The 22,055-nt window shown below is 49.6% G+C and carries 21 protein-coding genes; all 21 read right to left on the bottom strand.

Features of this window, described 5'->3' with window-relative positions; translation table 11 throughout:
• Complete coding sequence (locus M3212_RS04595) at nt 1-624, bottom strand: nucleotidyltransferase family protein (RefSeq protein ID WP_251192779.1); 624 nt, start codon at nt 622-624, stop codon at nt 1-3.
• Nucleotides 617-1,663, bottom strand: a complete 1,047-nt coding sequence (locus M3212_RS04590) for an XdhC family protein (protein WP_251192778.1) — start codon at nt 1,661-1,663, stop codon at nt 617-619. The genes M3212_RS04595 and M3212_RS04590 overlap by 8 nt, the downstream gene beginning before the upstream one ends.
• A 120-nt stretch (nt 1,664-1,783) precedes the next feature.
• The gene (locus M3212_RS04585) at nt 1,784-4,015 is read right to left on the bottom strand and encodes a xanthine dehydrogenase family protein molybdopterin-binding subunit (RefSeq protein ID WP_251192777.1); all 2,232 of its coding nucleotides are present in this window, start codon (nt 4,013-4,015) and stop codon (nt 1,784-1,786) included.
• Nucleotides 3,999-4,490: a (2Fe-2S)-binding protein gene (locus M3212_RS04580; RefSeq protein ID WP_251192776.1), complete on the bottom strand. Its 492-nt coding sequence runs from the start codon at nt 4,488-4,490 to the stop codon at nt 3,999-4,001. Before M3212_RS04580 ends, M3212_RS04585 begins: the two co-directional genes overlap by 17 nt.
• Nucleotides 4,491-4,519: 29 nt before the next feature.
• Nucleotides 4,520-5,479: a 4,5-dihydroxyphthalate decarboxylase gene (locus M3212_RS04575; RefSeq protein ID WP_251192775.1), complete on the bottom strand. Its 960-nt coding sequence runs from the start codon at nt 5,477-5,479 to the stop codon at nt 4,520-4,522.
• Nucleotides 5,476-6,324 (bottom strand): FAD binding domain-containing protein, encoded by an 849-nt coding sequence (locus tag M3212_RS04570; protein WP_251192774.1) that lies wholly within the window; start codon nt 6,322-6,324, stop codon nt 5,476-5,478. Before M3212_RS04570 ends, M3212_RS04575 begins: the two co-directional genes overlap by 4 nt.
• A 13-nt stretch (nt 6,325-6,337) precedes the next feature.
• On the bottom strand, nt 6,338-6,649 hold the full coding sequence (locus M3212_RS04565; protein WP_251192773.1) for a 2Fe-2S iron-sulfur cluster-binding protein: 312 nt from the start codon (nt 6,647-6,649) through the stop codon (nt 6,338-6,340).
• A 16-nt stretch (nt 6,650-6,665) separates the two neighbouring features.
• Nucleotides 6,666-8,354: an FAD-binding protein gene (locus tag M3212_RS04560; protein ID WP_251192772.1), complete on the bottom strand. Its 1,689-nt coding sequence runs from the start codon at nt 8,352-8,354 to the stop codon at nt 6,666-6,668.
• A gap of 17 nt (nt 8,355-8,371) precedes the next feature.
• Nucleotides 8,372-9,139, bottom strand: a complete 768-nt coding sequence (locus M3212_RS04555) for a LamB/YcsF family protein (RefSeq protein WP_251192771.1) — start codon at nt 9,137-9,139, stop codon at nt 8,372-8,374.
• A 104-nt stretch (nt 9,140-9,243) separates the two neighbouring features.
• The gene (locus M3212_RS04550) at nt 9,244-10,251 is read right to left on the bottom strand and encodes a biotin-dependent carboxyltransferase family protein (protein WP_251192770.1); all 1,008 of its coding nucleotides are present in this window, start codon (nt 10,249-10,251) and stop codon (nt 9,244-9,246) included.
• Nucleotides 10,248-10,973, bottom strand: a complete 726-nt coding sequence (gene pxpB / locus M3212_RS04545) for a 5-oxoprolinase subunit PxpB (RefSeq protein ID WP_251192769.1) — start codon at nt 10,971-10,973, stop codon at nt 10,248-10,250. Before pxpB ends, M3212_RS04550 begins: the two co-directional genes overlap by 4 nt.
• A gap of 179 nt (nt 10,974-11,152) precedes the next feature.
• Complete coding sequence (locus M3212_RS04540; protein WP_251192768.1) at nt 11,153-12,577, bottom strand: UbiD family decarboxylase; 1,425 nt, start codon at nt 12,575-12,577, stop codon at nt 11,153-11,155.
• A 14-nt stretch (nt 12,578-12,591) separates the two neighbouring features.
• Nucleotides 12,592-13,602, bottom strand: a complete 1,011-nt coding sequence (locus M3212_RS04535; RefSeq protein ID WP_251192767.1) for an ABC transporter substrate-binding protein — start codon at nt 13,600-13,602, stop codon at nt 12,592-12,594.
• A gap of 44 nt (nt 13,603-13,646) precedes the next feature.
• Nucleotides 13,647-14,462: an ABC transporter permease gene (locus tag M3212_RS04530; RefSeq protein WP_251192766.1), complete on the bottom strand. Its 816-nt coding sequence runs from the start codon at nt 14,460-14,462 to the stop codon at nt 13,647-13,649.
• The gene (locus M3212_RS04525; protein WP_251192765.1) at nt 14,462-15,253 is read right to left on the bottom strand and encodes an ABC transporter ATP-binding protein; all 792 of its coding nucleotides are present in this window, start codon (nt 15,251-15,253) and stop codon (nt 14,462-14,464) included. The genes M3212_RS04530 and M3212_RS04525 overlap by 1 nt, the downstream gene beginning before the upstream one ends.
• Nucleotides 15,254-15,780: 527 nt before the next feature.
• Nucleotides 15,781-16,026: a type B 50S ribosomal protein L31 gene (locus tag M3212_RS04520; RefSeq protein ID WP_251192764.1), complete on the bottom strand. Its 246-nt coding sequence runs from the start codon at nt 16,024-16,026 to the stop codon at nt 15,781-15,783.
• 115 nt (nt 16,027-16,141) lie between these two features.
• Nucleotides 16,142-17,416, bottom strand: a complete 1,275-nt coding sequence (gene rho, locus M3212_RS04515; RefSeq protein WP_251192763.1) for a transcription termination factor Rho — start codon at nt 17,414-17,416, stop codon at nt 16,142-16,144.
• 344 nt (nt 17,417-17,760) lie between these two features.
• Nucleotides 17,761-18,726: a class II fructose-bisphosphatase gene (gene glpX, locus M3212_RS04510; RefSeq protein ID WP_251192762.1), complete on the bottom strand. Its 966-nt coding sequence runs from the start codon at nt 18,724-18,726 to the stop codon at nt 17,761-17,763.
• A gap of 30 nt (nt 18,727-18,756) precedes the next feature.
• Complete coding sequence (locus tag M3212_RS04505) at nt 18,757-20,040, bottom strand: UDP-N-acetylglucosamine 1-carboxyvinyltransferase (RefSeq protein WP_251192761.1); 1,284 nt, start codon at nt 20,038-20,040, stop codon at nt 18,757-18,759.
• A gap of 297 nt (nt 20,041-20,337) precedes the next feature.
• A complete protein-coding gene (gene fsa, locus M3212_RS04500; protein ID WP_251192760.1) occupies nt 20,338-20,979 on the bottom strand; it encodes a fructose-6-phosphate aldolase in 642 nt (213 codons plus the stop codon).
• Between the two features lie 164 nt (nt 20,980-21,143).
• Nucleotides 21,144-22,007, bottom strand: a complete 864-nt coding sequence (fba, locus tag M3212_RS04495) for a class II fructose-1,6-bisphosphate aldolase (RefSeq protein ID WP_251192759.1) — start codon at nt 22,005-22,007, stop codon at nt 21,144-21,146.
• Nucleotides 22,008-22,055 lie beyond the last annotated feature (48 nt).

Here is a 22,055-nt window from a genome sequence, read left to right as displayed (position 1 = left end):
TTAGCCTTCCTTGTCTGTCTTTTGTTTTCTTTTGCGTAAATAAGCCTGATAATCCTCGACTGTATCAATATCCTCAGGGAGCCGCGCCGTTACGTGCAGACTGTGCACGAGCTCCTGATACTCGCGAATCAGCTGCCGCGCTCCCTGATCTCCCGTTACCGAAAGCAACTCTGGAAATAATTCCTTAGAAAAAAGAACCGGATGAGAACGGGCTGTCTGATAGACCGTCTGAATAATTGGATAGCGGCGCTTTTCGTAAAGCTCAATCAGCTGATCGAGAGCTGCCTGCCCAATATCAGGCTGATCACCAAGTAAAATGACCGCCGCTTCCCCATTCTGCTTCTCGACATATTGAATGCCGACTTTCAAGGAAGAGCTCATACCAGCCTGGGATTCGTCATTGGCAAGAGTGACAAGCGGTAAATCGGCAACAGCGGTGGCGACAGCAGGCACATCTGCATTATAAACGAGCAGGACACCTGTTGCCTTTGCCCGGCAGGCTGCCGCCGCTACCCTCGTAATAAGCGGCTTCCCGTTCGGTAACGGGAGAAGCAGCTTCGGCTCTCCCATCCGCCGCGAGTAGCCGGCCGCTAAAATGATGATCCAAATTCTTTTCTCACTCATAGCTCCACCTCATATGGGCGATTGGCTGATCATGTTTTCCTTTTTGAAAGGCGATCAGCTCACTAAGGATACTGACAGTAATTTCTTGGGGAGAAGAGGCGCCGATCTCCAGTCCGACCGGAGAATACAGCTTCGCAAGCCATTTTTTATCAATTCGCAGCCCCGCCGCCTCCAGCCGCTCGAGCAGCATTTTGATCCGCCCGCGCGATCCAAGCACACCGAGAAACGGGAAGGACAGCGGGAGCAGCTGATGCAAGGCAAGCTGATCGAGCTCCAGATTATGAGTCATCAAAATACAGTATGTAGCTGCATCAGGCCGCAGCGCGGCAAACTCTCCCCTGGCGATTAAAACCGTTTCATACTGGTCAAAATACGATCGCAGGTAGGCCTCACGGTGATCGACGACAGAAACACGCCAATCGAGCTCATACGCCCCCTTTGCCAACAGTGCTGCATCGGGTCCTGCGCCGATAATCATCAGGCGTGGCTGCGGGGTAACCGCTTCATGAAACAGCGTAACTGCGACGCCATCCAGTTCTGTCTCCTGTAGCGCCCGCGCCGCTGTCCCGCTTTGTCCGCCCGCGGTGCGCCAATGGCTTCCCGGCGGATAACGCTCCTCATTCGCCGATGCCACCACCGTCGTGCACACATACGGTTCATCTGTCGTTAACCGCCGACCAAGCTCCTCAGCAAGCTGGCTTGCCCCCTGCCAATCACCGATCGGATCAAATGGCTGAAGTAGTACGGTAATGATCCCGTTACAGCCTACCCCGAGCCCCCACACTTCCTCTTCCGACCAGCGAAAGTCATAAGTAAGCTTCTTCGGATGATTTGATTGAAGTACACTCCGCGCATGAGCAGCCAGATCAGGCTCGACGCATCCCCCGCTAATTATCCCGGTTACCTCTCCGTCGGGATCAATTACAGCGCGCGCTCCTTCACGGCGGTAGGCAGAGCCTTTCACATCAATAATGGTGGCCAGGACGGTACGTTTTTTTTCATGTAAGGCATCGTTCAACTTTTGATAAACATCTCTCATCCCGTCACCTTCAATTTCTATTGATCACTCGGGCGCTAAGACGCCGCTGCACGGCTGCAACATGGCTCTTTCGTTCAGAAGACACCAGCAGCCATCCAGATTTCAAGTGCTTCAAGACATTCAATCGCGGTCGTTAGCCAAGCGCCAAACAGCCTCCGGATTTAGCGGTAATGACCGGCCCCGCTTTCCTATTGCCTGGGCAATTGCGTTAGCAATCGCTCCCGGCACCGGATCAATCGCGACTTCGCCAACTGATTTCGCACCGAACGGACCATGCGGATCGTAGCCGTCGATAAAGGCAATTTCAATTGGCGGTATGTCCGCCGCCCCAGGCATCCGGTAATCCATGATCGTCGGATTTTGCACTCTTCCTTCCTTCACCTTCAGCTCCTCCATTGTCACCCAGCCGATTCCTTGCGCGACCGCCCCATAAACCTGGCTTTTCGCACCGACTTCATTAATGATTGTGCCGGAATCGTGGACAGCCCAGTAGCCAACGAGCTTCACCCGGCCTGTATCCGGATCGACTTCCACCTCAGCTACATGGGCGGTGAACGGATAGTTTGGCGATGGATGGCCGTAATACGTCTTATCCGGCCGATCGGTGTCCGGACTGTACGTCGCCCTGACGGAGAGCTGGTCGCCGGCATGCAGACCGCGATAGTTTGCCGCAAGTTCCTTCAATGTCAGGACACGATCGCCTGCTTGAATACCATCGTGACAGAACACGCCCTCTTCTCCTGTCGTCTCCTTCACGAGCTCCAGCATTTTCTTCTTCAGTTCCTTTGCGGCCAGTTGAACAGCGTTGCCTCCCATGACCGTACTGCGCGAGGCGAGCGTGCCGATACCGAACGGATTTCGTTCCGTATCACCGGACTTAACGAGAATTTGATCAACGCTGATTCCCAGCTCTTTTGCGGCGATAGTGGCATACGTTTGCGTCATCCCCTGGCCAAGCTCGATTTCCCCTGTCTGGACGATCAGCTCCCCGGCAGAGGATAGCGTGATGACGGCTGTCGAGCCTTCAAAGCGCGGATCAATTCCGCGGAAGCCGGATACATGGTTGCCAAGCGCCATGCCGAGACCGCGGTTAGGCGGCAGGTCTTTCTTCCGCTCCCAGCCCGAGATTTCCTTCACTTTCTCAATACATTGATCGAGCTTACAGCTGTCCAATTGATAGCCGTGAATCGTCACATCCTTTTCACGGACAATGTTTTTCATTCTAATTTCACTCGGGTCCATTTCCAATGCTTCCGCCAGCTCGTCAATAATGCTCTCAACAGCAAACAGCATTTCGGCGTTGCCGAAGCCACGCATACAAGTCGTTGGACTGATGTTCGTATAGCATAAATGCCCTTCGGCACGGACGTTCTGGAAATGATAGACGCCGTCCGGTCGCGTGCAGGCTGTGGCGACAATATTTGGACTCCAGTAAATACGTGCTCCGGCATTGGCATAGACGATGGCATCCTTGTAGACAAAGCGCCCTTCCTCGTCAGCGCCGATTTCAACCTCCATCTTGAGCGGAACGCGCGGATGGGCGCTGATCATATCCTCTGTACGATTTAAGACGATCTTTACCGGGCGGGCGGCGGCCTTGCTTAATGCGCACGCAATTAAATGCATTTTCAGCACATATTTCGAGCCGAAAGAGCCGCCGATGGGCGGAATGATGATTCTCACTTTATCCTCAGGCAAGCCAAAGGCCGCGGCATAGGTTTCTCGGGCCAAATAAGGGATATGCGAGCCGGCCCACAGCGTGATGCCATCTTCCTCCGTCCAGCTGGCAATCGCAGCGATTGGCTCAAGATGTCCTTGATAAATCGGATTGATGACATAGGTTCCGCTACGGACGACCGCCGCTTGTTCCTTCCCGGCTTTTACGTCGCCGCGCTCCAGTTGAAGATGCATCGGCCGATTACTCGGCGCACTGTTGTGCAAAACAGGTCCGTTTTCCTGCATCGCCTCGTCAACGTCAAAAATCGCCGGAAGTTCTTCATATTCGACTTCAATTGCCTCTAACGCCGCCTCAAGAGCTGCCTTCGACTCGGCCGCGACCGCAGCGACTTCATCGCCGATAAAAAGCACGCGCTCCTCCGCTAAAATATTCCAATCCTTGAAACGCGTCGGCCCAAACGGCTGATGCGGGACATCATCGGCTGTAATGACAGCTACGACGCCGTCGATCGCTTTCGCCTTTGTTGTATCGATCCGGACAATGTTGGCATGCGGATGCGGACTGCGCAAAATCCCACCAACGATTTGACCCGGTAAATTCATATCCTCAATAAATTTTGTTTTCCCGCTCATCTTGTTCATATGAGCATGGGGAGATTTAAGATTGGAGGTCATGAGCCTTCTCCTCCTTGTTCAATACTTTCTCAACCGCCTGGAAAATACTTTGGTATCCTGTACAGCGGCATAGATTATTTTTCAGCGCCGCGCGGACATTGCCGGCAAATTGTTCAGGCTTTTGGATGTAGGCAGATAAGGTCATCATAATCCCTGGAGTGCAAAAGCCGCACTGCACGCCGCCCGTTTCCATCATCGCCTCGCTCAAATGCTGAAAGGTCTCTGTTTCGGCGACCCCTTCAATCGTTTCAACTTCCGTTCCTGCCACAGCAGCGACCGGGAGAATACATGAAATCATCGGTTTCCCGTCGACCATCACGGTACAGGCCCCGCACTCCCCGGTCTGACAGCCAATCTTCGTTCCTGTTAAACCGGCCTCTTCACGGATATAACTGACAAGCGGACGGGTAGGATCACCATTCCAGCTTTTTTCCTGTCCATTTATCCGAAGCGCTATATTCTGCTTGCTGTCCATTGTTGCCTCCTTCTATGATCCTTGTCTGCTTATGTGTCCAAGAGACTGGAATCAAACACTTCATCCTTCGTGAAGGTTCTCGAGATAAGCCCGTCTTCTTTCAAATATTGCATAAAGCTTTCGATTTGCGCCCAATTCCGCTTCAGTCCATAAGGCCAGATGTCGTCGCCAAGCAGCTTGGCCGACCTCTCGGCAGCTTCCCATAAAAACGGCGCCGATGTTTCGTTTTTCACCGTTTCAAATAGGCGAAGCTGCGCTTGCTGCTTTTCCTTCAAGAACAATTCATAGACCTGCTTTGCCAGCTGGGGATCGTTTTCAACAGCTTCCTTGCGCAACGAAACGAGATGCATGATTGGAAAAATGCCGGTGCGCTCATAGTAGTCACGCTCGACTGTCCAGACATCGGGAATGAGACGGCGGATTTCTCCCCCTTCTCCGGAAAGGGAAAAGTATTCCGCCGGCGGTCGTCTTGCTGTCATAATCGCATCGACTTCACCATCAACCAATGCCTTGAAAATATCGCCTGATTCAGCCCGCTCCGCCGGGGTATCAACAGGGATCCGCTCTGGACGGTATGTCACCCAGTTCAGTTCCTCCGTCGCAACATTCCATTCATGACGGAAGTAGGCGCGCACCCAAACCGCTGCTGTCATTTGATATTCAGGTACCCCGAAGCGGCGTCCCTTCAATTCGCTAGGATGCTGCCATGGCGCGTCAGAGCGGACATAAATTGCATTATGCCGGAAAGAACGCGACAGAAAAACCGGGATCGCCGTCAGCCGCGTTTCACCTTTGCTAAGACCGATTAAATAAGAGGCAAGCGACATTTCAGCGATGTCGTAGCTTGCTTCCGATACTTGCTTTTCAAAGATCTCCTCGACCATCGTGCTTTTAAGCTCAAGGTCATAATCAGCCAGCGCTGCCTGACCGCTGATGATGGATTGGGTCCGGTCGCTTTTTGAAACGGCAAGACTTAATGTTTTTTTCATGCTTCTCCCCCCGCCTTTGCTGTAAGCTTCATCAATGCTTTTTTGACGAACACCTTGACCATTTCCTTCCGGTATTCGGCACTTGCTCGGACATCGGTAATCGGATGACAGGCATTGGCATAGAGCCGGGCAATGTTCATGATCGCTTCCTCGGTCAGCTCGATCCGGTTCAGCTCATCACTGTTCAATGTCACAACTGTGGCATTAGCAGCCCCGACAGCGATCTTGATCCATTCCTTCTCTGCGCCGCTTCCTTTTACGACCGCGGCTACCGATACTAATGAAATATCTGTTCCGCCCCGCTGGTCATGACGCAAAAATGTTTGCGGGACACCGGCGACCTCGTGCGGGATTAAAACGCCGGTAATCATCTCATCATCCTGAAGAACCGTTGTCTTCGGTCCAGTGACAAAGTCAGCGGCCGCGACTTTTCTCGTGCCAGAACGACTCGCCAGTGTTAACACAGCCCCATAGGCGATTAATGGCACGATCATATCCGCCGCTGGGGAAGCATTGGCAAAATTACCGCCAATCGACGCACGGTTTTGAATCTGCCAGCCGCCGACGACTTGACATGCTTCACGGAGTGCGGCGAGTCCTTCTGTCACCGGACTTTGCCACAGTTCTGCCGCTGTTACTGCTGCGCCAATTTCAATTCCTTCCGCCGTCTGCTCAAGACGCCGCAGCTCGGGGATATGCTGAATATCGAGCCACGCTCTGGCCGGGCTCTGCTTCTTTCTCGCTTCCCAGTTTACGAACAAGTCGGTTCCCCCGCAGACAATCGTCGGCTGCTCTTCAGCAAGAAGTGCAAGTGCTTGTTCCAAATTATCCGGTCGATACCACATACTTCTTCACCGCCTATTCGATTGCTGTCGTTAAATCCTTCACCCAAGGTCGTGCGGCTAAAGGTTCGATTTTTTGTTCACTGTTCTCTTCCGCCCGGATGCTGCACAAGTAGCCGGCCTTACCATCAACGACGGCCATGCACTCTTTGCAGGCGTTGGCTGACCGGCAGGAATAGCGGACAGCCAAAGTCGGATCCTTATGCTCCCTGATCCAGAAAATGGCATCAAGCAGACTCATTCCTTCGACAAAAGGAACCTGGTACGTTTCTTCATGCTTCCCTTCTTGTTCGCTTCCGCGAGTGATGTGCAATGTAATCTCTGCCATATGTACCTTCCTCCTTTTATTCCATCTCCACTTTATTGAACGTCCATTCTCCTGCCTCATTAAGCGTAAATAATGAACTGTATGCTTTATCAAGCTGCTCCGGATAGTCAAGTCTGACGTGAGCGCCCCGTGTTTCCTTACGTTCGATCGCTCCTTGAATGATCGCCTTCCCTAACCGGGCCATATTGACCGCTTCGATCTTTTCCACCAGCGAAAGCGCGTAGCTGTTTTGCGGCGCCAGTGCCACCTCTTTCACTTCAGCTTCCACTTTTTCAATTTCGCCAAGTGCCTGCTGCAGCTCCTCTTCTGTTCTTAACGGACCGGAACCTTTCCAAAGAATTTTCTGGATTTTTCGTCTCAGCCCAAGAATCGACTCCTGATCCTTTTCCACTTTCTCCGGATACCAGAACGACTGAAGCTGCGCCCATTCCTGTTCCAATTCTTTCTTTACAATCTCATCCTCACGCTGCTGCAAGTCCTTCGCCGCTGTTTCACCAGCAATTCTTCCCGTCACCAGTGCTTCTGTAATCGCGTTGCCGGACAGACGGTTCGCCCCGTGCATTCCATAAATCAGTTCGCCGCAGGCAAGCAGATTTGGCACTGTTGTTTTCATTGCCTTATCCACTTTAACCCCACCGAGCATGAAATGAGCCATCGGCGCAACCTCAACCATTTGCTTCGTCAAATCAACGCCCTGCGACTTCAAAATCTCGATCACCGGTCCGAAGCCTTCTTTCAGCTTCTCCTCCGGAACCATCCGGAAATCGAGATAAGCTCCGCCATGCTCCGAGCCTCGTCCGGCTTCGACCTCTTTGAAAATCGCATAGCTTGTTAAATCTCTCGTCGCCGTGTACTTCCCGGCCACTTCCCCATTATAGCGCTGCATAAATTCCTCATGCTCGCCATTTAACAGCCTTCCTCCAAGTTTATAGCGGAATGGGTCCCACATAATTGGATCAATTCCGACTAATGGTGGAAACAGATGAGCAATCGGGAAGAACTGCACCATTTCCATGTCACGCAATTCACCACCGGCTTCTGCCGCTAACATAAAGCCGTCCCCGGTCATATTCGATGACGCACTGTTACGCTCGTACACTTCCGTCAGCCCACCTGTCGCCAAAATGACCTGTGAAGCGGAAATGCTGATCGGTACCATATCCTCCATCGAAAAGCCAACCGCCCCGACAACACGGCCTTCGTGTTTCACCAGGCGGGTAATCATGACGTTTTTCAGGCGGGTGATCTTTTCATCCTTCCAAATCGCCCGCTTTAATCCGTTTGCCGTCGCACCACCCGTATTTAAAATATCGACATAGACACAGCGGCGCTTCGAATGACCTGGCGAGACAACCTGCGAGCGCTTTCCGTCTTCCGTTCGCGCCCATTTCACGCCGTAGCCCTCTACCTCATTGATCACTTCAGGGCCTCTTTCAACAATCGCTCTAATAATCTCAGCATCACCTAAACCGCGGCTTCCGTCCATCGTATCCTCAAAATGAAGCTCTGTGCTGTCCTCTTCGGCCTCACCTAATGCAACAGCCACTGTCATCTGGGCAATAATCGTTGCTCCGCCCCGGCCGATCAAGCTTTTGTCGGCAATGATGACATTCGCTCCTTCATCCGCCGCAGCCCGCGCGGCCATCATTCCGGCCGCTCCTGATCCGACGACTAATACATCTGTTTCATAGTTGTTTGCTGTCATCATATTCGCTCCTCAGTTTATTTTTCTTTGCCAATTGCTTGCACGGTAATGTCAGCCTGCTCAAGCTCCTGCTTAATTTTCTTCGCATAGGCCAGGGCGTTCGGTCCGTCGCCGTGAATACAGATCGTTTCGGCAAGAATCGAAATATCTTTATTTTGCTGGCAACGTACTTTCTTTTCTTTCACCATGCGAATGACCTGCTGCACCGATTCCGCTTCGCTCTCAATCATCGCATTCGGCAGGCGCCGCGATGTTAGCGTCCCGTCCTCCTGATATGTGCGATCAGCAAAAACTTCACTGCCAGTTCTTAAGCCGATCCGTTCTCCCGCTTTTAACAGCTCCCCATTCGCAAGACCGAATAAAATGAGTTCTGGGTCGACCTTGTAAACTGCCTCGGCAATCGCCTCCGCCAAATCCTTATTAACGGAAGCCATATTGTATAAGGAACCGTGTGCCTTAACATGCTGCATTCTGGCCCCTTCTGACTTAACAAAGCCGTACATCGCACCAATCTGATAGACAACAATATCGTACGCTTCCTGCGGGGAAATATCCATATCTCTCCGGCCAAAGCCAATTAAATCCTGCAGGCCCGGATGCGCTCCAATCGCGACATCGTTCTCAAGCGCCAGCTTGACCGTCTTCCGCATCGTCGTCGCGTCTCCGGCATGAAAGCCGCAGGCGATGTTAGCAGAAGTAACATATTTTAAAATTTGTTCATCCGTTCCCATCTTATAAGCGCCAAAACTCTCACCCATATCACAGTTTAAATCGACTACACTCATGTTGACATCCTCCTTGAATTTGGAATGGTAAAAATTTTCTACAAACTCGGGGGCACCGCTCCTGCTAAAGAGTGGTCTTCCCCTGTTAGATCATTAGGTATCGATTACTTTATTCCTTTATTATATAATCGCACACCTTGCTTTAATTGTTCAAAGTTTAATTCCTGTTCAAGTAGCAGGAGCTGAGCTTCCTCAAGTGACACTTCTTTAAAACGGACCTCCGCTCCCAGATTTAATTGAGCCATCACCGGCAAATCGACGGTAATCACCTGGGCGATTTTGTGATAGCCGCCGGTTGTCTGGCGATCGGCCATCAGCACAATCGGATTGCCGTCTGACGGAACCTGGATGCTGCCGAAGGTCACCGCCTCGGACAATAATTGCTCCTTATGCTTCAAGCGCAAGGGCGGTCCCGCGAGTCGGAACCCCATCCGGTCTGATTGTGGCAGCACTTTAAACGGCTCACGGTAAAAGGCGTCGATACTCTCCTGCTCGAAGCTGTCGGCCTGCATCCCTTTTACGACACGAATAAGCGGATTCGTTTCGTAGGAAGGCCTGATATAGCGGAAGAGCGGCAATGTTGCTTCACAAAACGGCTCCTCGCCTGCTCTTTGCTTTAATGCCTCCAGCCTGTCCTGCCGGTTCGATTTCCTTATGTAAAGCTGGTCATTCGCTTTCAGCGCACGACCTTCGAAGCCACCAATTCCAGCCCTTAAATAGGTCGAGCGGCTGTTCATCACCTCAGGTATATCATATCCACCAGCAACCGCTAAATACGCTCTCGTCCCGTGCTTCGCCGCGCCGAACGACAAGGTTGTCCCTTTTTTCACAAAGACAGCCCTCCACATCGGCACCGGCTTTTTCTCAACCATTGGCGACAGATCAGCGCCGCAGATCGCGATTAGCGCATCTTCCGTAAAGGTTACTGTCGGACCAACCAATGTGATCTCGAGCGCCGCCTCATACTCATCATTTTCCAAAAGCACATTTGCCGCCCGCAAGGCGTAGCGATCCATCGCCCCACTGGCAATAATGCCGAATTTCTGAAAGCCGATTCTTCCATTGTCCTGTACGGTTGTTAATAAACCGGGCTTTTCCACCAAAATGCTCATTGCGCCCCCTCCTTTACGAGCTGATCATATTCATCCTTGCTGATCGCTTTGAATTTGACTCGATCACCAGCTTGTATGAGGGTAGGCGGCCATTGCTCCGGTTGAAACAGCTTTACAGGTGTATGGCCGATAAGCTGCCAGCCTCCCGGAGTTTCAATCGGGTAAACGCCGGTCTGGGTTCCCGCAATGCCGACTGTGCCGGCCGGTATCGCCAACCGGGGCGTTTCCCGCCTTGGTGTCGCGATCCGCTCTGAAAGTCCTCCCAAATAAGGAAAGCCCGGAGCAAACCCGACCATATATGTAAGATAGTCCCCTTCCGTATGAATCCGGATCACTTCCTCCGGAGTCAGGGAATTATGGCGGGCAACGGTTTCCAAATCCCGACCGAGCTCCCCTCCATAATAGACTGGTATCTCTACTGTTCGCGCTTCAACCTGTTCGCCCCGTTCAATTTTCTCAAGCAGTTGCCGCACCCGTTCACGGAAAAGTTCATAAGGCAGTTGCTCCGAATCCTGACCGGCTTCCTGCAAAACCTGATAACCATCATAATAGATCGTCACGTTAGTAAAGGCTGGCAAATATTCAGTCATCCCCGCAGGTGGATGCTCATCAAGATAAGCGCAAAGCAGTTGAACCTTTTCATGCGTAGCAGGATCGACTTCATTGCCCAGCTGAACGACAAGGGCAGAATCACCAAATGGAAAAAGATTGATTGCTTTCATTCTCTCACCCCTCTTTCTTATGATTACTGCGATGTAAAGAGGGGTTGTATCAAAAGGAGGTTTTTCCTTTGATACAACCCCGAAGCAGCGAGTGAAGGCTGGACGATGCTGGAAAAGCGCCGCCGTAGCCAGTCATCCTCGTCTTTTAAAACAGCTGAAAGCAGTCGTGAAGGTTGGGTTTAAAACCACTGCCCTTTTTCTTCTTCGCTCAATGCTCTTAATTGCTCGGGTTTCGCCTTATCAACATGCTCCTTTGGCACAACTGCCCGCTTCGGATAAGGAATTGGCGGAGCCGGCTTTGTCGCATCGACAATGACAGCGCTCGACATTCGCGCTGTATGGGACCCATCCTCATGATAGTCCCAGTTTGTCGGCAGCAGCCCGCCAGGTCCGTTCCACTTCGGGATAATGAGCTGATCACGTTCAGCATCAAAGCGTGTCCCGACCGCCCAAGCCACTTCTTCCTCATTAAAAACATTGATATCATCATCGACGACGACGATGTGACGGAGATTTTCCTGCTCTGTGTTCAATGCTGTAAAAGCCGCTTTTTTGACGTCGGCATCCCGTTCCTTATGCAGTGAAATATAGCAGTGCATCCGCGCATAATGTGGTACATTGACCGTATTAAGACTAGGGACGACGGATTTCACCGAGTGATAAATACTGCCCGAGCGCGGAATCCCGCCAACCATTAAATGCTCTCTACTCGAAGCGACAATATCCTGGAAGATCGCCTGGTTTCGGTGGGTAATACACGTCACTCGAATCACAGGTACAGAGCCGCCCCCAAGATAATGACCCGGCCACTCACCGAAAGGACCTTCCGGCGCTTCCTCATTGGCTAGGATTTCCCCTTCAATGATGATTTCTGCATCGGCCGGAACCATCAAATCAGACGTCTCCGCCTTGACGACATGAAGCGATTCACCGATCAACGAGCCGGCAACTTCATACTCCCCTCCAATTCCCTGAATACGGGAGACAGCCCCCATTAAAAAGCCGGGATGATGGCCGAGAACGATCGCCACCGGCGCTGACTTCCCTTCTTTTTCGTATTTCTTATGTATCAAGCCGCCATGATGCGCACCGAGAAACCAAACCCCTAATTTACGCTTGTCATAAATTTGATGACGGTAAATCCCGGCGTTTATTTCCTTGCTTTCAGGGTCGCGGATCACCATTACCCCGGCTGATAAATAAGGCCCTCCGTCCATTTCATTATGGACCGGAATTGGAAGCTTCGATAAATCAGCCTCATCACCCATCAATATGTTCTCTTTCACCGGCGCCTGCTCGGCAGGGACGACCGTCGGCGGAATCTGGTTGCGGATCTTCTCACCAAATACGCGCGGAATGTCCGGCACTTCACAGTTTAAAAATAACGCGATCCGTTCATACGTCGTCAGCAAATTCGAGATGCATGACAAATGAGCACCCTTAACATTTGAAAAAATGAGGCCAGGGTACTCGCCTTGTTCCGCAAGGCGAGCCGCATAGCCCGTAATTCCGAATCTTGGATCGACCTCTTCCCCAACAACACGAATGCTGTTCGGGTTCAGCTCATTGAGCTGCTTTAAATACGTCCGCAAGTCCTTCCCCATCGTTCAAGCCCTCCTTAAGGTAGGTAAGATAAGTCGACAGCCTCGTCAAACGAAACAGGCTCCTCAATAATCTCTAATTCGACCGCTGTTTCCGCCACATTAGCCGCACCTTCTTCAGTTACTCTCAATCCTTCAGGGACACGTGCCAGTTGATTGGCAATCGCCATTTCCAGCACGTCAGGCTCAATGTTCTCAAAGTTCTGCTGCATCGGTTCCACCGCTAAAGACGGATCATCTTTGACGCGGTCATTAATTTCATTTAGCACTCGTAAAAAGACGGTCATCGCTTCACTGTTTTCGTCAACCCATTCTGTTGTCGCCATGACGACGATCCCCGCATATTCAACCTCCGGCTCATAAAGAACTCTGAAATCACCGGAAGAGACCATTTGCGAAATGGTTGGCTCTGACACCATTCCACCGGCTACCTGAGAGTTTTCAATCGAAGCAAACATACTTGCCCCGCTGCCGCTGCCAATGATTTCAACATCACGATCAGGATCAATTCCACTTGCTTCAAGACCGTGGCGAAGCCCAGTATCAGACAAGCTTCCCGCACGTGTAACAGCCAATGTTTCGCCAGCTAGATCTTCCAATCCTTGATAAGGAGCATCCTCTCTGACAACTAGTGAATAACCAATTCCATCATAAAGCTGTCCGTAAGCTTTGACAGACAAGGCATTATTGGCAAAGCGAAGAACATGCTCATAAGAACCGAGGTTGGCATCAATACTTCCGCCGACCAATGCTTGAACGGCATCTGAACCAGATGTAAAGCAATTTTCTTCAACGGTTAACCCGGCTTCCTCAAATGACCCATCATTAATTCCGATTTGTGCCAAAAGCGGGGTCATCCCTCCACAGACAAGCCCGAGACGGATGGTCATGTTCTCTTCTGTTCCATTCCCCTGATCCGTTCCTTCAGGCTGCTCTCCGGCTCCCTGCTCCGGCTCATTACCGCCGCACGCGGTTAGTGCAATTACCATTACTGCCAATAAAGATAGTACCCATACTTTTACTTTCATCTTGTTCCCTCCACTTTCGAATAAGATCATCATTTTATAAGTAATTAACGATATCTGAGAAGCTTTTTCTCGAATTGAACGATGATCTGCTCTAAAATAACAGCAATAATCATAATTAAGACCAATCCGGTAAAGACTCCCGTAATATCAAGAAGCCCGGAAGAATAGGTAATATAATAGCCCAGACCGCGATTCGAGCCGATTAATTCCGCAATTACGGCCCCGATCAGAGCCATCCCGATGTTCAGGCGCAAACTCGTCAAAATCCATACCGTAATCGACGGAAGGACGACCCACGTGAACGTCTTCAAGCGATTTGCTTTGTATGTTTTCATCATATCAAGCAGATCACGGTCGATATTTTTAATGCCTTCATAAGCATTGTAGAACGCGACAAAGATGACCATTGCGATAACCATAATAATCTTTGACGTCATCCCGATCCCGAACCAGACAACAAAAAGCGGCGCGAGAGCAACACGCGGCAGGCTGTAGAGCGCCATCATATATGGATAAATCCACTTATCAAGCCAGTGAGTCGAGGCCAGCGCCACTCCGAGTAACGTACCGAGCACCATCCCGATGACAAGACCGATGATCGCCTGCTGCAGCGTAAAGCCGACATGATACCATAAGTCACCGCCCACCGTTAAATCGACAATTCGTTCCACGATTAAGGAAGGCTTACTAATCCAAAATTCATTAAAAAAGCGTCCTGATGTCCATTCCCAAAAAAATAAAATAATAACCCCGACTAATATCCGTCCTGTCCAGACAATTAATGATTCATTATTGTTTTTTTTCGCAATCGTTTGACCAGGGGATGTCTTTGTTTGGTTGTTCTTCTCTTCGTTACTCATTACAGCTGACTCCCAACTTCTTTATTTGCTTCGGCCAAAGCTTGCCAAATCTCTTTCTGCAATCTTTGAAATGTTGGATTAAAGCGCGTTTCGTAAAAAGGACGCGGGCGCTCGATATCGATCTTAAATTCAGCTTTAATCCGTCCTGGACGGTTCGACATGACGACAACCTTATCCGCCAGCGCAATCGCTTCCTCAATATCATGGGTAATAAAGAGGACACTTTTACCGACCTTCTCCCACATTTTCAAAAATTCCTCCCCAATAATGACCCTTGTCTGCGCATCCAGTGGACCAAATGGTTCATCCATCAGGTAAAGAGATGGATCGTATGTAAAAGCACGGGCCAGCGCCACACGTTTTTTCATACCGCCTGAAAGCTGCTTCGGATAAAAGTCTTCAAAACCGGACAGGCCAACCATCTCAATATACTTGCGCGCCGTTTCTTCCTGCGCCTCTTTCGGCTGGTTTTTCACAGCGAGCGGCAGGCGGACATTATCGAGCACTGATTTCCATGGGAGCAGCGCGTCATTTTGGAAGACCATCCCGACGCCATCGGGAATTTTTTTAACCGGCTCGCCATCAATCAGAACAGAGCCTTCCGCCGGCTTAATCAGATTGGAAACTACTTTTAACAAAGTAGACTTTCCGCACCCGCTCGGTCCGACAACCGCGACAAATTCTCCATCTTCCACGGTTAAATCAACCCCGGTTAAGGCGAGTGTACTTGAGTCTTTTGTATTATAACGCACCGCGAGGTTTTTAATTTCTAACTTCGGTTTTGTCGCCATGTTATACCCTCTCTATCTCTTTATTCCCCAAAACTGACTATACCTATAGGGTATACTGATTTTATCATCTCTTAAAATTCCCGTCAAACAATTTATCTTTATTATGAGAGTTGATAAATCTTTTAAAACAGTTAATTTAAAGCCGTTTTTCCATATTGTTCTATATGAGGTGTTTGTGAAAATTCAGTTTTATTTTAACAGAAATGCAGACTGCTATGTAAAACATGACACATCTTCTCTCACGCATTTTTTTCGGGAAATAATAAGAAAGCCACATTAGGGTGTGCAAAATCCAAAGAATGAAAAGGTACTCGACCACTCCGAATATAGCTCCACGCCAGTGTTTTGTTCGCCATTTCCGAAAAATTCACACTTTACCGATGTCTCAGCCTTTAAAAAAGGAGGGTGTCCCAATCATTCGGGACACCCTCACTAAGCATGCTCAGCTTCTGAAGCCCTCGCCACTCTTCCTCTCGGCCGGCGGGTCCAGCTCCCTGAGAAAGCTGAGCGTTGTGCAGCATATGCTCTTATTTCATATTATATTTCTTCTTAAAGCGATCGACACGTCCGCCTACATCGTTAAGCTTCTGCTTACCAGTGTAGAATGGGTGTGAATCCGCACTAATTTCAACTTTTAAAAGGGGATAGGTGTTACCATCTTCCCATTCAATTGTTTCGCTTGATCCTTTTGTTGATCCGCTTAGAAACTTAAAACCAGTGCTTGTATCCATAAATACCACTTTTTGGTAATTTGGGTGAATACCTTGTTTCATTTCCTTCATCTCCTTTTGCCCTGAATCTTTTCGAAACAGAGTTTATCTGATCACACATGACGAAATTATATCAAGTCAGGCTTAGAATTGCAACTATGAAAATGAAGTTTCTTGATCAGCTTCTTCTGCGGCCCTGCCTGTTCATTTCATCTTCCATTACTTCAAAAAAGTCAAGATTCGTTTTCGTATCCTTCACTCGTTTGATGAAGTGATCGACAAATTCCGGTGAATCGTTCATCGTCTTCCGAATGGCCCAAAGCTTTTCAAGCTGGTTCTTCGGCAATAACAGCTCTTCTTTTCTTGTACCGGAGCGGCGAATGTCGATTGACGGGAAAATCCGGCGTTCAGCCAGCTTCCGGTCGAGATGCAGCTCCATGTTGCCCGTTCCTTTAAATTCCTCGTAAATGACATCGTCCATTCTTGAACCGGTCTCGACGAGAGCCGTCGCCAGTATTGTCAGGCTGCCGCCCTCTTCAATATTTCTTGCCGCCCCGAAAAAACGCTTCGGACGATGGAAAGCCGCCGGATCAATCCCCCCGGAGAGCGTTCGTCCGCTTGGCGGAATGACCAAATTATAGGCACGCGCCAGTCGTGTAATACTGTCCATCAGGATGACCACATCTTTTCGATGCTCGACGAGACGCATTGCCCGCTCAAGCACGAGCTCAGCCACCTTGATATGGTTTTCCGGCACCTCATCGAAAGTGGAACTGACGACTTCCGCTTTGACAGACCGTTCAATATCGGTAACTTCCTCAGGACGCTCATCAATTAACAGCACAATTAATTCAACGTCGGGATGATTTTCAGCAATGCTGTTGGCCACTTCCTTCATCAAGGACGTCTTCCCTGCCTTAGGAGGTGCGACAATTAAGCCACGCTGCCCGAACCCAACCGGTGAAATCATATCAATGATTCGTGAGGAAATACGTCCAGGAGCTGTTTCAAGCTCGATTTTTTGTTCAGGATAGAGTGGAGTTAAAGCCGGGAAGTGGGGACGTTCCTTCGAAGTCTCCGGTGCATCACCATTTACCGCCTCGACGTGAAGAAGCCCGTGATAGCGTTCGTTCTCCTTAGGAGGACGCACCTTCCCTGAGACTTTATCGCCGTTTCGAAGATCAAAGCGGCGAATCTGCGAGGCCGAAATGTAAATATCCTCAGAGCTCGGCATGTAATTGATCGGCCGCAAGAAGCCAAAGCCTTCCGTCTGGATGATCTCAAGCACGCCTTCCATAAACATCAGCCCATCCTGCTCGGCCTGACCTTTTAATATAGCAAATATTAGTTCTTTTTTTGTTAACTTGCTGTAATAGGATACTTTATATTCCCTAGCAAGTTCATAAAGCTCTTTTAGCTTCATATTTTCTAAATCTGAGATATGGACTCCCATTGTTACACCACGCTTCTATAATTAATAAATCATTGGCCGCCAGCGGCAATGATTGCTGTGATTACGAAAAATAATAATGAAGATCGCAACTCAATTCTTGACAATACCTTTTATTTCTAAGGGTAATCCCTTGAAAAAGCATAAAGGAAGAATGGAGGGTTTCGGAGATGGAATCGGTGAATGTGATTAGCAAAAGCAAAGCATGTCTATATTAGCTATATTTTACCCATATTTCAACATATTATTCAAGTCTCTTTCATGTGCTTCGCCAAACATAAGGCACCGCCTTCCATAGTCGCGACAGTGCCAGCGTTTTTATTGAACTTATTTTTGCTGATAAAAAATTAGCGAATAACGAGATCCGGTTTCTTTTTCATGCTGTGTTTCCCGTCAACAAATCGGACGGTTCCTGATTTTGCCCGCATGACAAGCGATTGTGTCGTGGCCGTCGTTCCATTGTAGCGCACTCCGCGTAAAAGTTCCCCGTCCGTTACACCGGTAGCGGCAAAGATACAGTCGTCCCCCTTGACGAGATCATCCATATAAAGAACTTTCGACACATCTTCAATGCCCATCTTCTTGCAGCGTTGAAGCTCGGCATCATTTTGCGGCAGCAGCTTGCCCTGAAGCTCTCCTCCGAGACATTTCAAGCCGACGGCCGCCAGTACGCCTTCCGGGGCCCCGCCTGAGCCGAGCAGCAGATCGACTCCTGTATCGCCAAAAGCCGTATTGACAGCGGCTGCGACATCTCCATCCGGAAGAAGCTTAATCCGGGCACCGGCTGACCGGATTTCTTCAATCATTTTCTCGTGCCGCTTGCGGTTTAAAATGACAACGACAAGATCTTCAACATCCTTATTCTTCGCTTTGGCCACCGCCTGAAGATTGTCAAGAATCGGTGCATTAATATCGACTTTGCCGACAGACTCTGGACCTACCGCGATTTTATCCATATACATATCCGGAGCATGCAGGAGGTTCGAGTGATCAGCGACCGCCAAAACCGCGAGGGCATTCCATTGCCCGGAGGCGACGATATTCGTGCCCTCCAATGGATCGACCGCGACATCGACCCGCGGACCATAGCCATTCCCCAGCTTTTCACCGATATAAAGCATCGGCGCTTCATCCATTTCCCCTTCTCCGATGACGACCGTTCCCTTCATCGGAATCGTGTCAAAGACATCCCGCATTGCTTCTGTAGCGGCACGGTCGGCTTCCTCTTTATTGCCGCGTCCCATCCATCGTCCCGAAGCAAGCGCCGCTGCTTCGGTAACCCGGACTAATTCCATCGATAAACTTCTTTCCATTTTTTCTCCCCCTTTTCTCGCTTGTATCCTTTAGCTTTTCACCTGATCCAATTCTTCTTCTGTCATTTTTTCTCTCCATATTTCCGCACCAAGACCGACAAGCTTTTCGACTAAATTGGCATAGCCGCGATCAATATGCTCCAGTCCGGAAACTTCCGTCACCCCTTCGGCGAGAAGACCAGCGACGACCAAGGCAGCACCCGCGCGGAGGTCACTTGCCCTCACCCTTGCGCCCTGCAGTGTCGTACTTCCGTTGATAATAGCGGAGCGGCCTTCGACTTTAACATTGGCGCCCATCCGTCTCAATTCATCAATATGCTTAAAACGTGCGTTATAAATCGTATCGGTGACAATACTCGTACCTTGGGCCTGAGTCAGCAGACTCGTAAAAGGCTGTTGGAGGTCAGTTGGAAAACCAGGATAAACAAGCGTCTTAATATCAACACCCTTTTTCTTGGTGCTGTTATGTATGAGCAGCCGATCATCCTCGACTTCAATCGTTACTCCCATCTCCCTAAGCTTGGCAATCAGCGATTCCACGTGATAAGGAATAATATTATCAATGACTACCTTCTGTCCAACAGCAGCGGCAATAATCATATACGTTCCGGCTTCAATCCGGTCGGGAATAATCGAATGCCTGCAGCCGCTTAAGGAGTCGACGCCATCAATCCGGATGACGTTTGTGCCTGCTCCCTTTATTTTAGCTCCCATGCTCGTCAACAGAGTAGCGACATCTATGATTTCAGGCTCCTTCGCCGCGTTTTCAATAATCGTTTGTCCTTTGGCCCGTACGGCGGCCAGCATAATATTAATCGTCGCTCCGACGCTGACAACATCAAGGTAGATCTTCGCGCCGCGAAGCTCCTCGGCCCGCAAATAAATCGCTCCCTGCTCATTCGTCACCTTTGCGCCAAGCGCTTCAAACCCTTTAATATGCTGATCAATCGGACGGGGACCAAGATTGCATCCTCCCGGGAGACCAATGACAGCTTTTTTAAATTTTCCAAGCATCGCTCCCATCAAATAGTAGGAGGCGCGCAGTTTTTTGACGCGGCCGTTTGGCAGCGGCATCGAAATCATTGCAGCCGGGTTTATCGTAATTTCCTGAGCGTTAAGCTGCACCTCTCCCCCGATTTCTTTCAGGAGTTCAGCTAACAGCTGCACGTCAGATATTTCTGGCAGATTATCGATTGTCACATAAGAATCAGCCAAGATGGCTGCGGGAATTAAAGCAACCGCACTATTCTTAGCTCCGCTTATTTGTACAGTTCCTTCTAAAGGCTTGCCGCCTTTAATCATTAATTTATCCATAATCGCATCCCTTCCATTATTACTCAGCCCGAAGACACGTTGGTAACTTCTCTATTTCCATTATAACCATAACAAGGAGAAAGTAACGAGCTTTTGTGTGTCAGATTGGCAAGGGAATCGTTTAATAGGATGGATAAATTCGTGAATAATATGGAGTAGGAGGAACCGGCAAAATGGCCGTAACCCTTAATCAATCCGAGAATAGCAGAGAAGCTACGGACTTGTGCCAAAAGGGGAAACCCTTTTGACCCAAGCCCGGCACTGATCTCCCTATTATGAGTTTGTGCCCCTCTATCTTTACGTGCGTTCCTTCCAATCAGCCAGGAACTTTTCAATTCCTTGGTCAGTTAATGGATGCTTCGTAAGCTGCTGGATTACCTTAAATGGAATGGTCGCAATATGTGCTCCCCTGCGCGCAGCCTCATTGACATGGACAGGATGACGTACGGATGCGGCGATAATTTCCGTCGGAATGTCATGAATCTCGAAAATCTCGACAATTTCACTAATCAAATCCAAACCGTTATGGCCGATGTCATCAAGGCGTCCAAGGAATGGAGAGACATATGTGGCTCCCGCCCGGGCGGCGAGCAAGGCCTGCGTTGCTGAGAAAACAAGGGTGACATTTGTTTTAATTGATAGTTCAGAAAAGGCATGGACGGCTTTCAACCCTTCCGTCGTCATCGGGACTTTCACTGTAATATTCGGGGCAATCGCCGCCAATTCCTTCCCTTCACTGATCATTCCTTCGGCATCAAGCGCAATCACTTCAGCGCTGACAGAGCCCGGGACAAGCGAAGTAATTTCGCGAAGCCGCTCATGAAAATCAACGCCCTCTATCGCCACTAAGGACGGATTGGTCGTAACCCCGGCGAGAATACCTAAGGCATGTGCTTCTTTGATTTCATCAAGATTAGCTGTATCAATAAAAAACTTCATGTTCATCACCCTTTCACATAGTGTAAAATCGGTTACATCGTTCATTAAGATAAGGGGATGTCTCAAAAGAGTTTATCTTCCCTTTTGAGACATCCCCGAAGCAATGCGGAGTCGCAAGATAAGAGGGAGTCCCCGTATGTAGGTCTCTCGCTCTATTTCTTCAATTATGCTTTATTTGAAGAGCCGAATTCCTGCATTTTTCCTTTAACAGTTTCTTTAATCGCCTCACGGGCCGGCCCTAAATATTTGCGTGGATCATACTGTTCAGGGTTGGCAGCGAGATATTCACGAACCGCCTTCGCAGATGAGATCTGGTTTTCCGTATTGACATTGATTTTGGCATGGCCAAACTGAATCGCCTTTTTAATATCGGCCGTAGGAATTCCCGTTCCGCCGTGCAGCACGAGTGGAATCCCGACTAAGCTGTCAATCTTCTTCATATGGTCAAAGCCGAGGTTTGGTTCACCTTTATATGGACCGTGAACGGAGCCTAATGCAGGTGCAAAGCAGTCAACACCAGTCGCTTCCACCAGCTCCTTGCACTCCTCCGGAATCGCATACGCCGCTTCAGCATCTTCGACGATGAGATCATCCTCTTGTCCGCCAATCCGACCAAGCTCTGCTTCGACTGAAACATTAAGAGCATGAGCCACATCAACGACACGCTTTGTTAATGCAATATTTTCAGCAAGCGGGTAATGCGAGCCATCAATCATGACAGACGTAAATCCGGCATGAATTGCCTCCACACATTTTTCAAAGCTCGAACCATGATCGAGGTGAATCGCAACAGGTACTGATGTCTGATACTCTGCCATTAGCGCTTCCACGATACTGACAACTGTTTTGAAACCGCCCATATAACGGGCCGCCCCTTCTGAAACCCCTAGAATAACCGGAGACTTTTCTTCCTCCGCCGCCTGTAAAATGGCTTGTGTAAATTCAAGGTTATTGATGTTAAACTGACCTACTGCATAACCTTCCGCCTTCGCTTTGTTAAGCATATCTTTCATTGATACTAAAGGCATTGAATGTCCTCCTTTACGATTGAGCAAATGATAGAACTCTTTTGTCCA

This window comes from Halalkalibacter oceani, from assembly GCF_023715705.1.
GTDB classification, from domain to species: domain Bacteria; phylum Bacillota; class Bacilli; order Bacillales; family Bacillaceae_D; genus Halalkalibacter; species Halalkalibacter oceani_A.
Note: the sequence above shows the minus strand (reverse complement) of the source record. Positions and strands in the feature narration are given on the sequence as shown.

What these genes read in the sequence shown, in the direction of transcription:
- M3212_RS04560 (WP_251192772.1), bottom strand. Translation starts at nt 8,354, where the DNA reads ATGACAGCAAACAACTATGAAACAGATGTATTAGTCGTCGGATCAGGA.
- M3212_RS04580 (WP_251192776.1), bottom strand. Translation starts at nt 4,490, where the DNA reads ATGGACAGCAAGCAGAATATAGCGCTTCGGATAAATGGACAGGAAAAA.
- M3212_RS04535 (WP_251192767.1), bottom strand. Translation starts at nt 13,602, where the DNA reads ATGAAAGTAAAAGTATGGGTACTATCTTTATTGGCAGTAATGGTAATT.
- M3212_RS04565 (WP_251192773.1), bottom strand. Translation starts at nt 6,649, where the DNA reads ATGGCAGAGATTACATTGCACATCACTCGCGGAAGCGAACAAGAAGGG.
- rho (WP_251192763.1), bottom strand. Translation starts at nt 17,416, where the DNA reads ATGGGAGTCCATATCTCAGATTTAGAAAATATGAAGCTAAAAGAGCTT.
- M3212_RS04550 (WP_251192770.1), bottom strand. Translation starts at nt 10,251, where the DNA reads ATGAGCATTTTGGTGGAAAAGCCCGGTTTATTAACAACCGTACAGGAC.
- M3212_RS04525 (WP_251192765.1), bottom strand. Translation starts at nt 15,253, where the DNA reads ATGGCGACAAAACCGAAGTTAGAAATTAAAAACCTCGCGGTGCGTTAT.
- pxpB (WP_251192769.1), bottom strand. Translation starts at nt 10,973, where the DNA reads ATGAAAGCAATCAATCTTTTTCCATTTGGTGATTCTGCCCTTGTCGTT.
- M3212_RS04595 (WP_251192779.1), bottom strand. Translation starts at nt 624, where the DNA reads ATGAGTGAGAAAAGAATTTGGATCATCATTTTAGCGGCCGGCTACTCG.
- M3212_RS04555 (WP_251192771.1), bottom strand. Translation starts at nt 9,139, where the DNA reads ATGAGTGTAGTCGATTTAAACTGTGATATGGGTGAGAGTTTTGGCGCT.
- M3212_RS04505 (WP_251192761.1), bottom strand. Translation starts at nt 20,040, where the DNA reads ATGGATAAATTAATGATTAAAGGCGGCAAGCCTTTAGAAGGAACTGTA.
- fsa (WP_251192760.1), bottom strand. Translation starts at nt 20,979, where the DNA reads ATGAAGTTTTTTATTGATACAGCTAATCTTGATGAAATCAAAGAAGCA.
- M3212_RS04585 (WP_251192777.1), bottom strand. Translation starts at nt 4,015, where the DNA reads ATGACCTCCAATCTTAAATCTCCCCATGCTCATATGAACAAGATGAGC.
- M3212_RS04540 (WP_251192768.1), bottom strand. Translation starts at nt 12,577, where the DNA reads ATGGGGAAGGACTTGCGGACGTATTTAAAGCAGCTCAATGAGCTGAAC.
- M3212_RS04570 (WP_251192774.1), bottom strand. Translation starts at nt 6,324, where the DNA reads ATGTGGTATCGACCGGATAATTTGGAACAAGCACTTGCACTTCTTGCT.
- fba (WP_251192759.1), bottom strand. Translation starts at nt 22,007, where the DNA reads ATGCCTTTAGTATCAATGAAAGATATGCTTAACAAAGCGAAGGCGGAA.
- M3212_RS04530 (WP_251192766.1), bottom strand. Translation starts at nt 14,462, where the DNA reads ATGAGTAACGAAGAGAAGAACAACCAAACAAAGACATCCCCTGGTCAA.
- glpX (WP_251192762.1), bottom strand. Translation starts at nt 18,726, where the DNA reads ATGGAAAGAAGTTTATCGATGGAATTAGTCCGGGTTACCGAAGCAGCG.
- M3212_RS04575 (WP_251192775.1), bottom strand. Translation starts at nt 5,479, where the DNA reads ATGAAAAAAACATTAAGTCTTGCCGTTTCAAAAAGCGACCGGACCCAA.
- M3212_RS04590 (WP_251192778.1), bottom strand. Translation starts at nt 1,663, where the DNA reads ATGAGAGATGTTTATCAAAAGTTGAACGATGCCTTACATGAAAAAAAA.
- M3212_RS04520 (WP_251192764.1), bottom strand. Translation starts at nt 16,026, where the DNA reads ATGAAACAAGGTATTCACCCAAATTACCAAAAAGTGGTATTTATGGAT.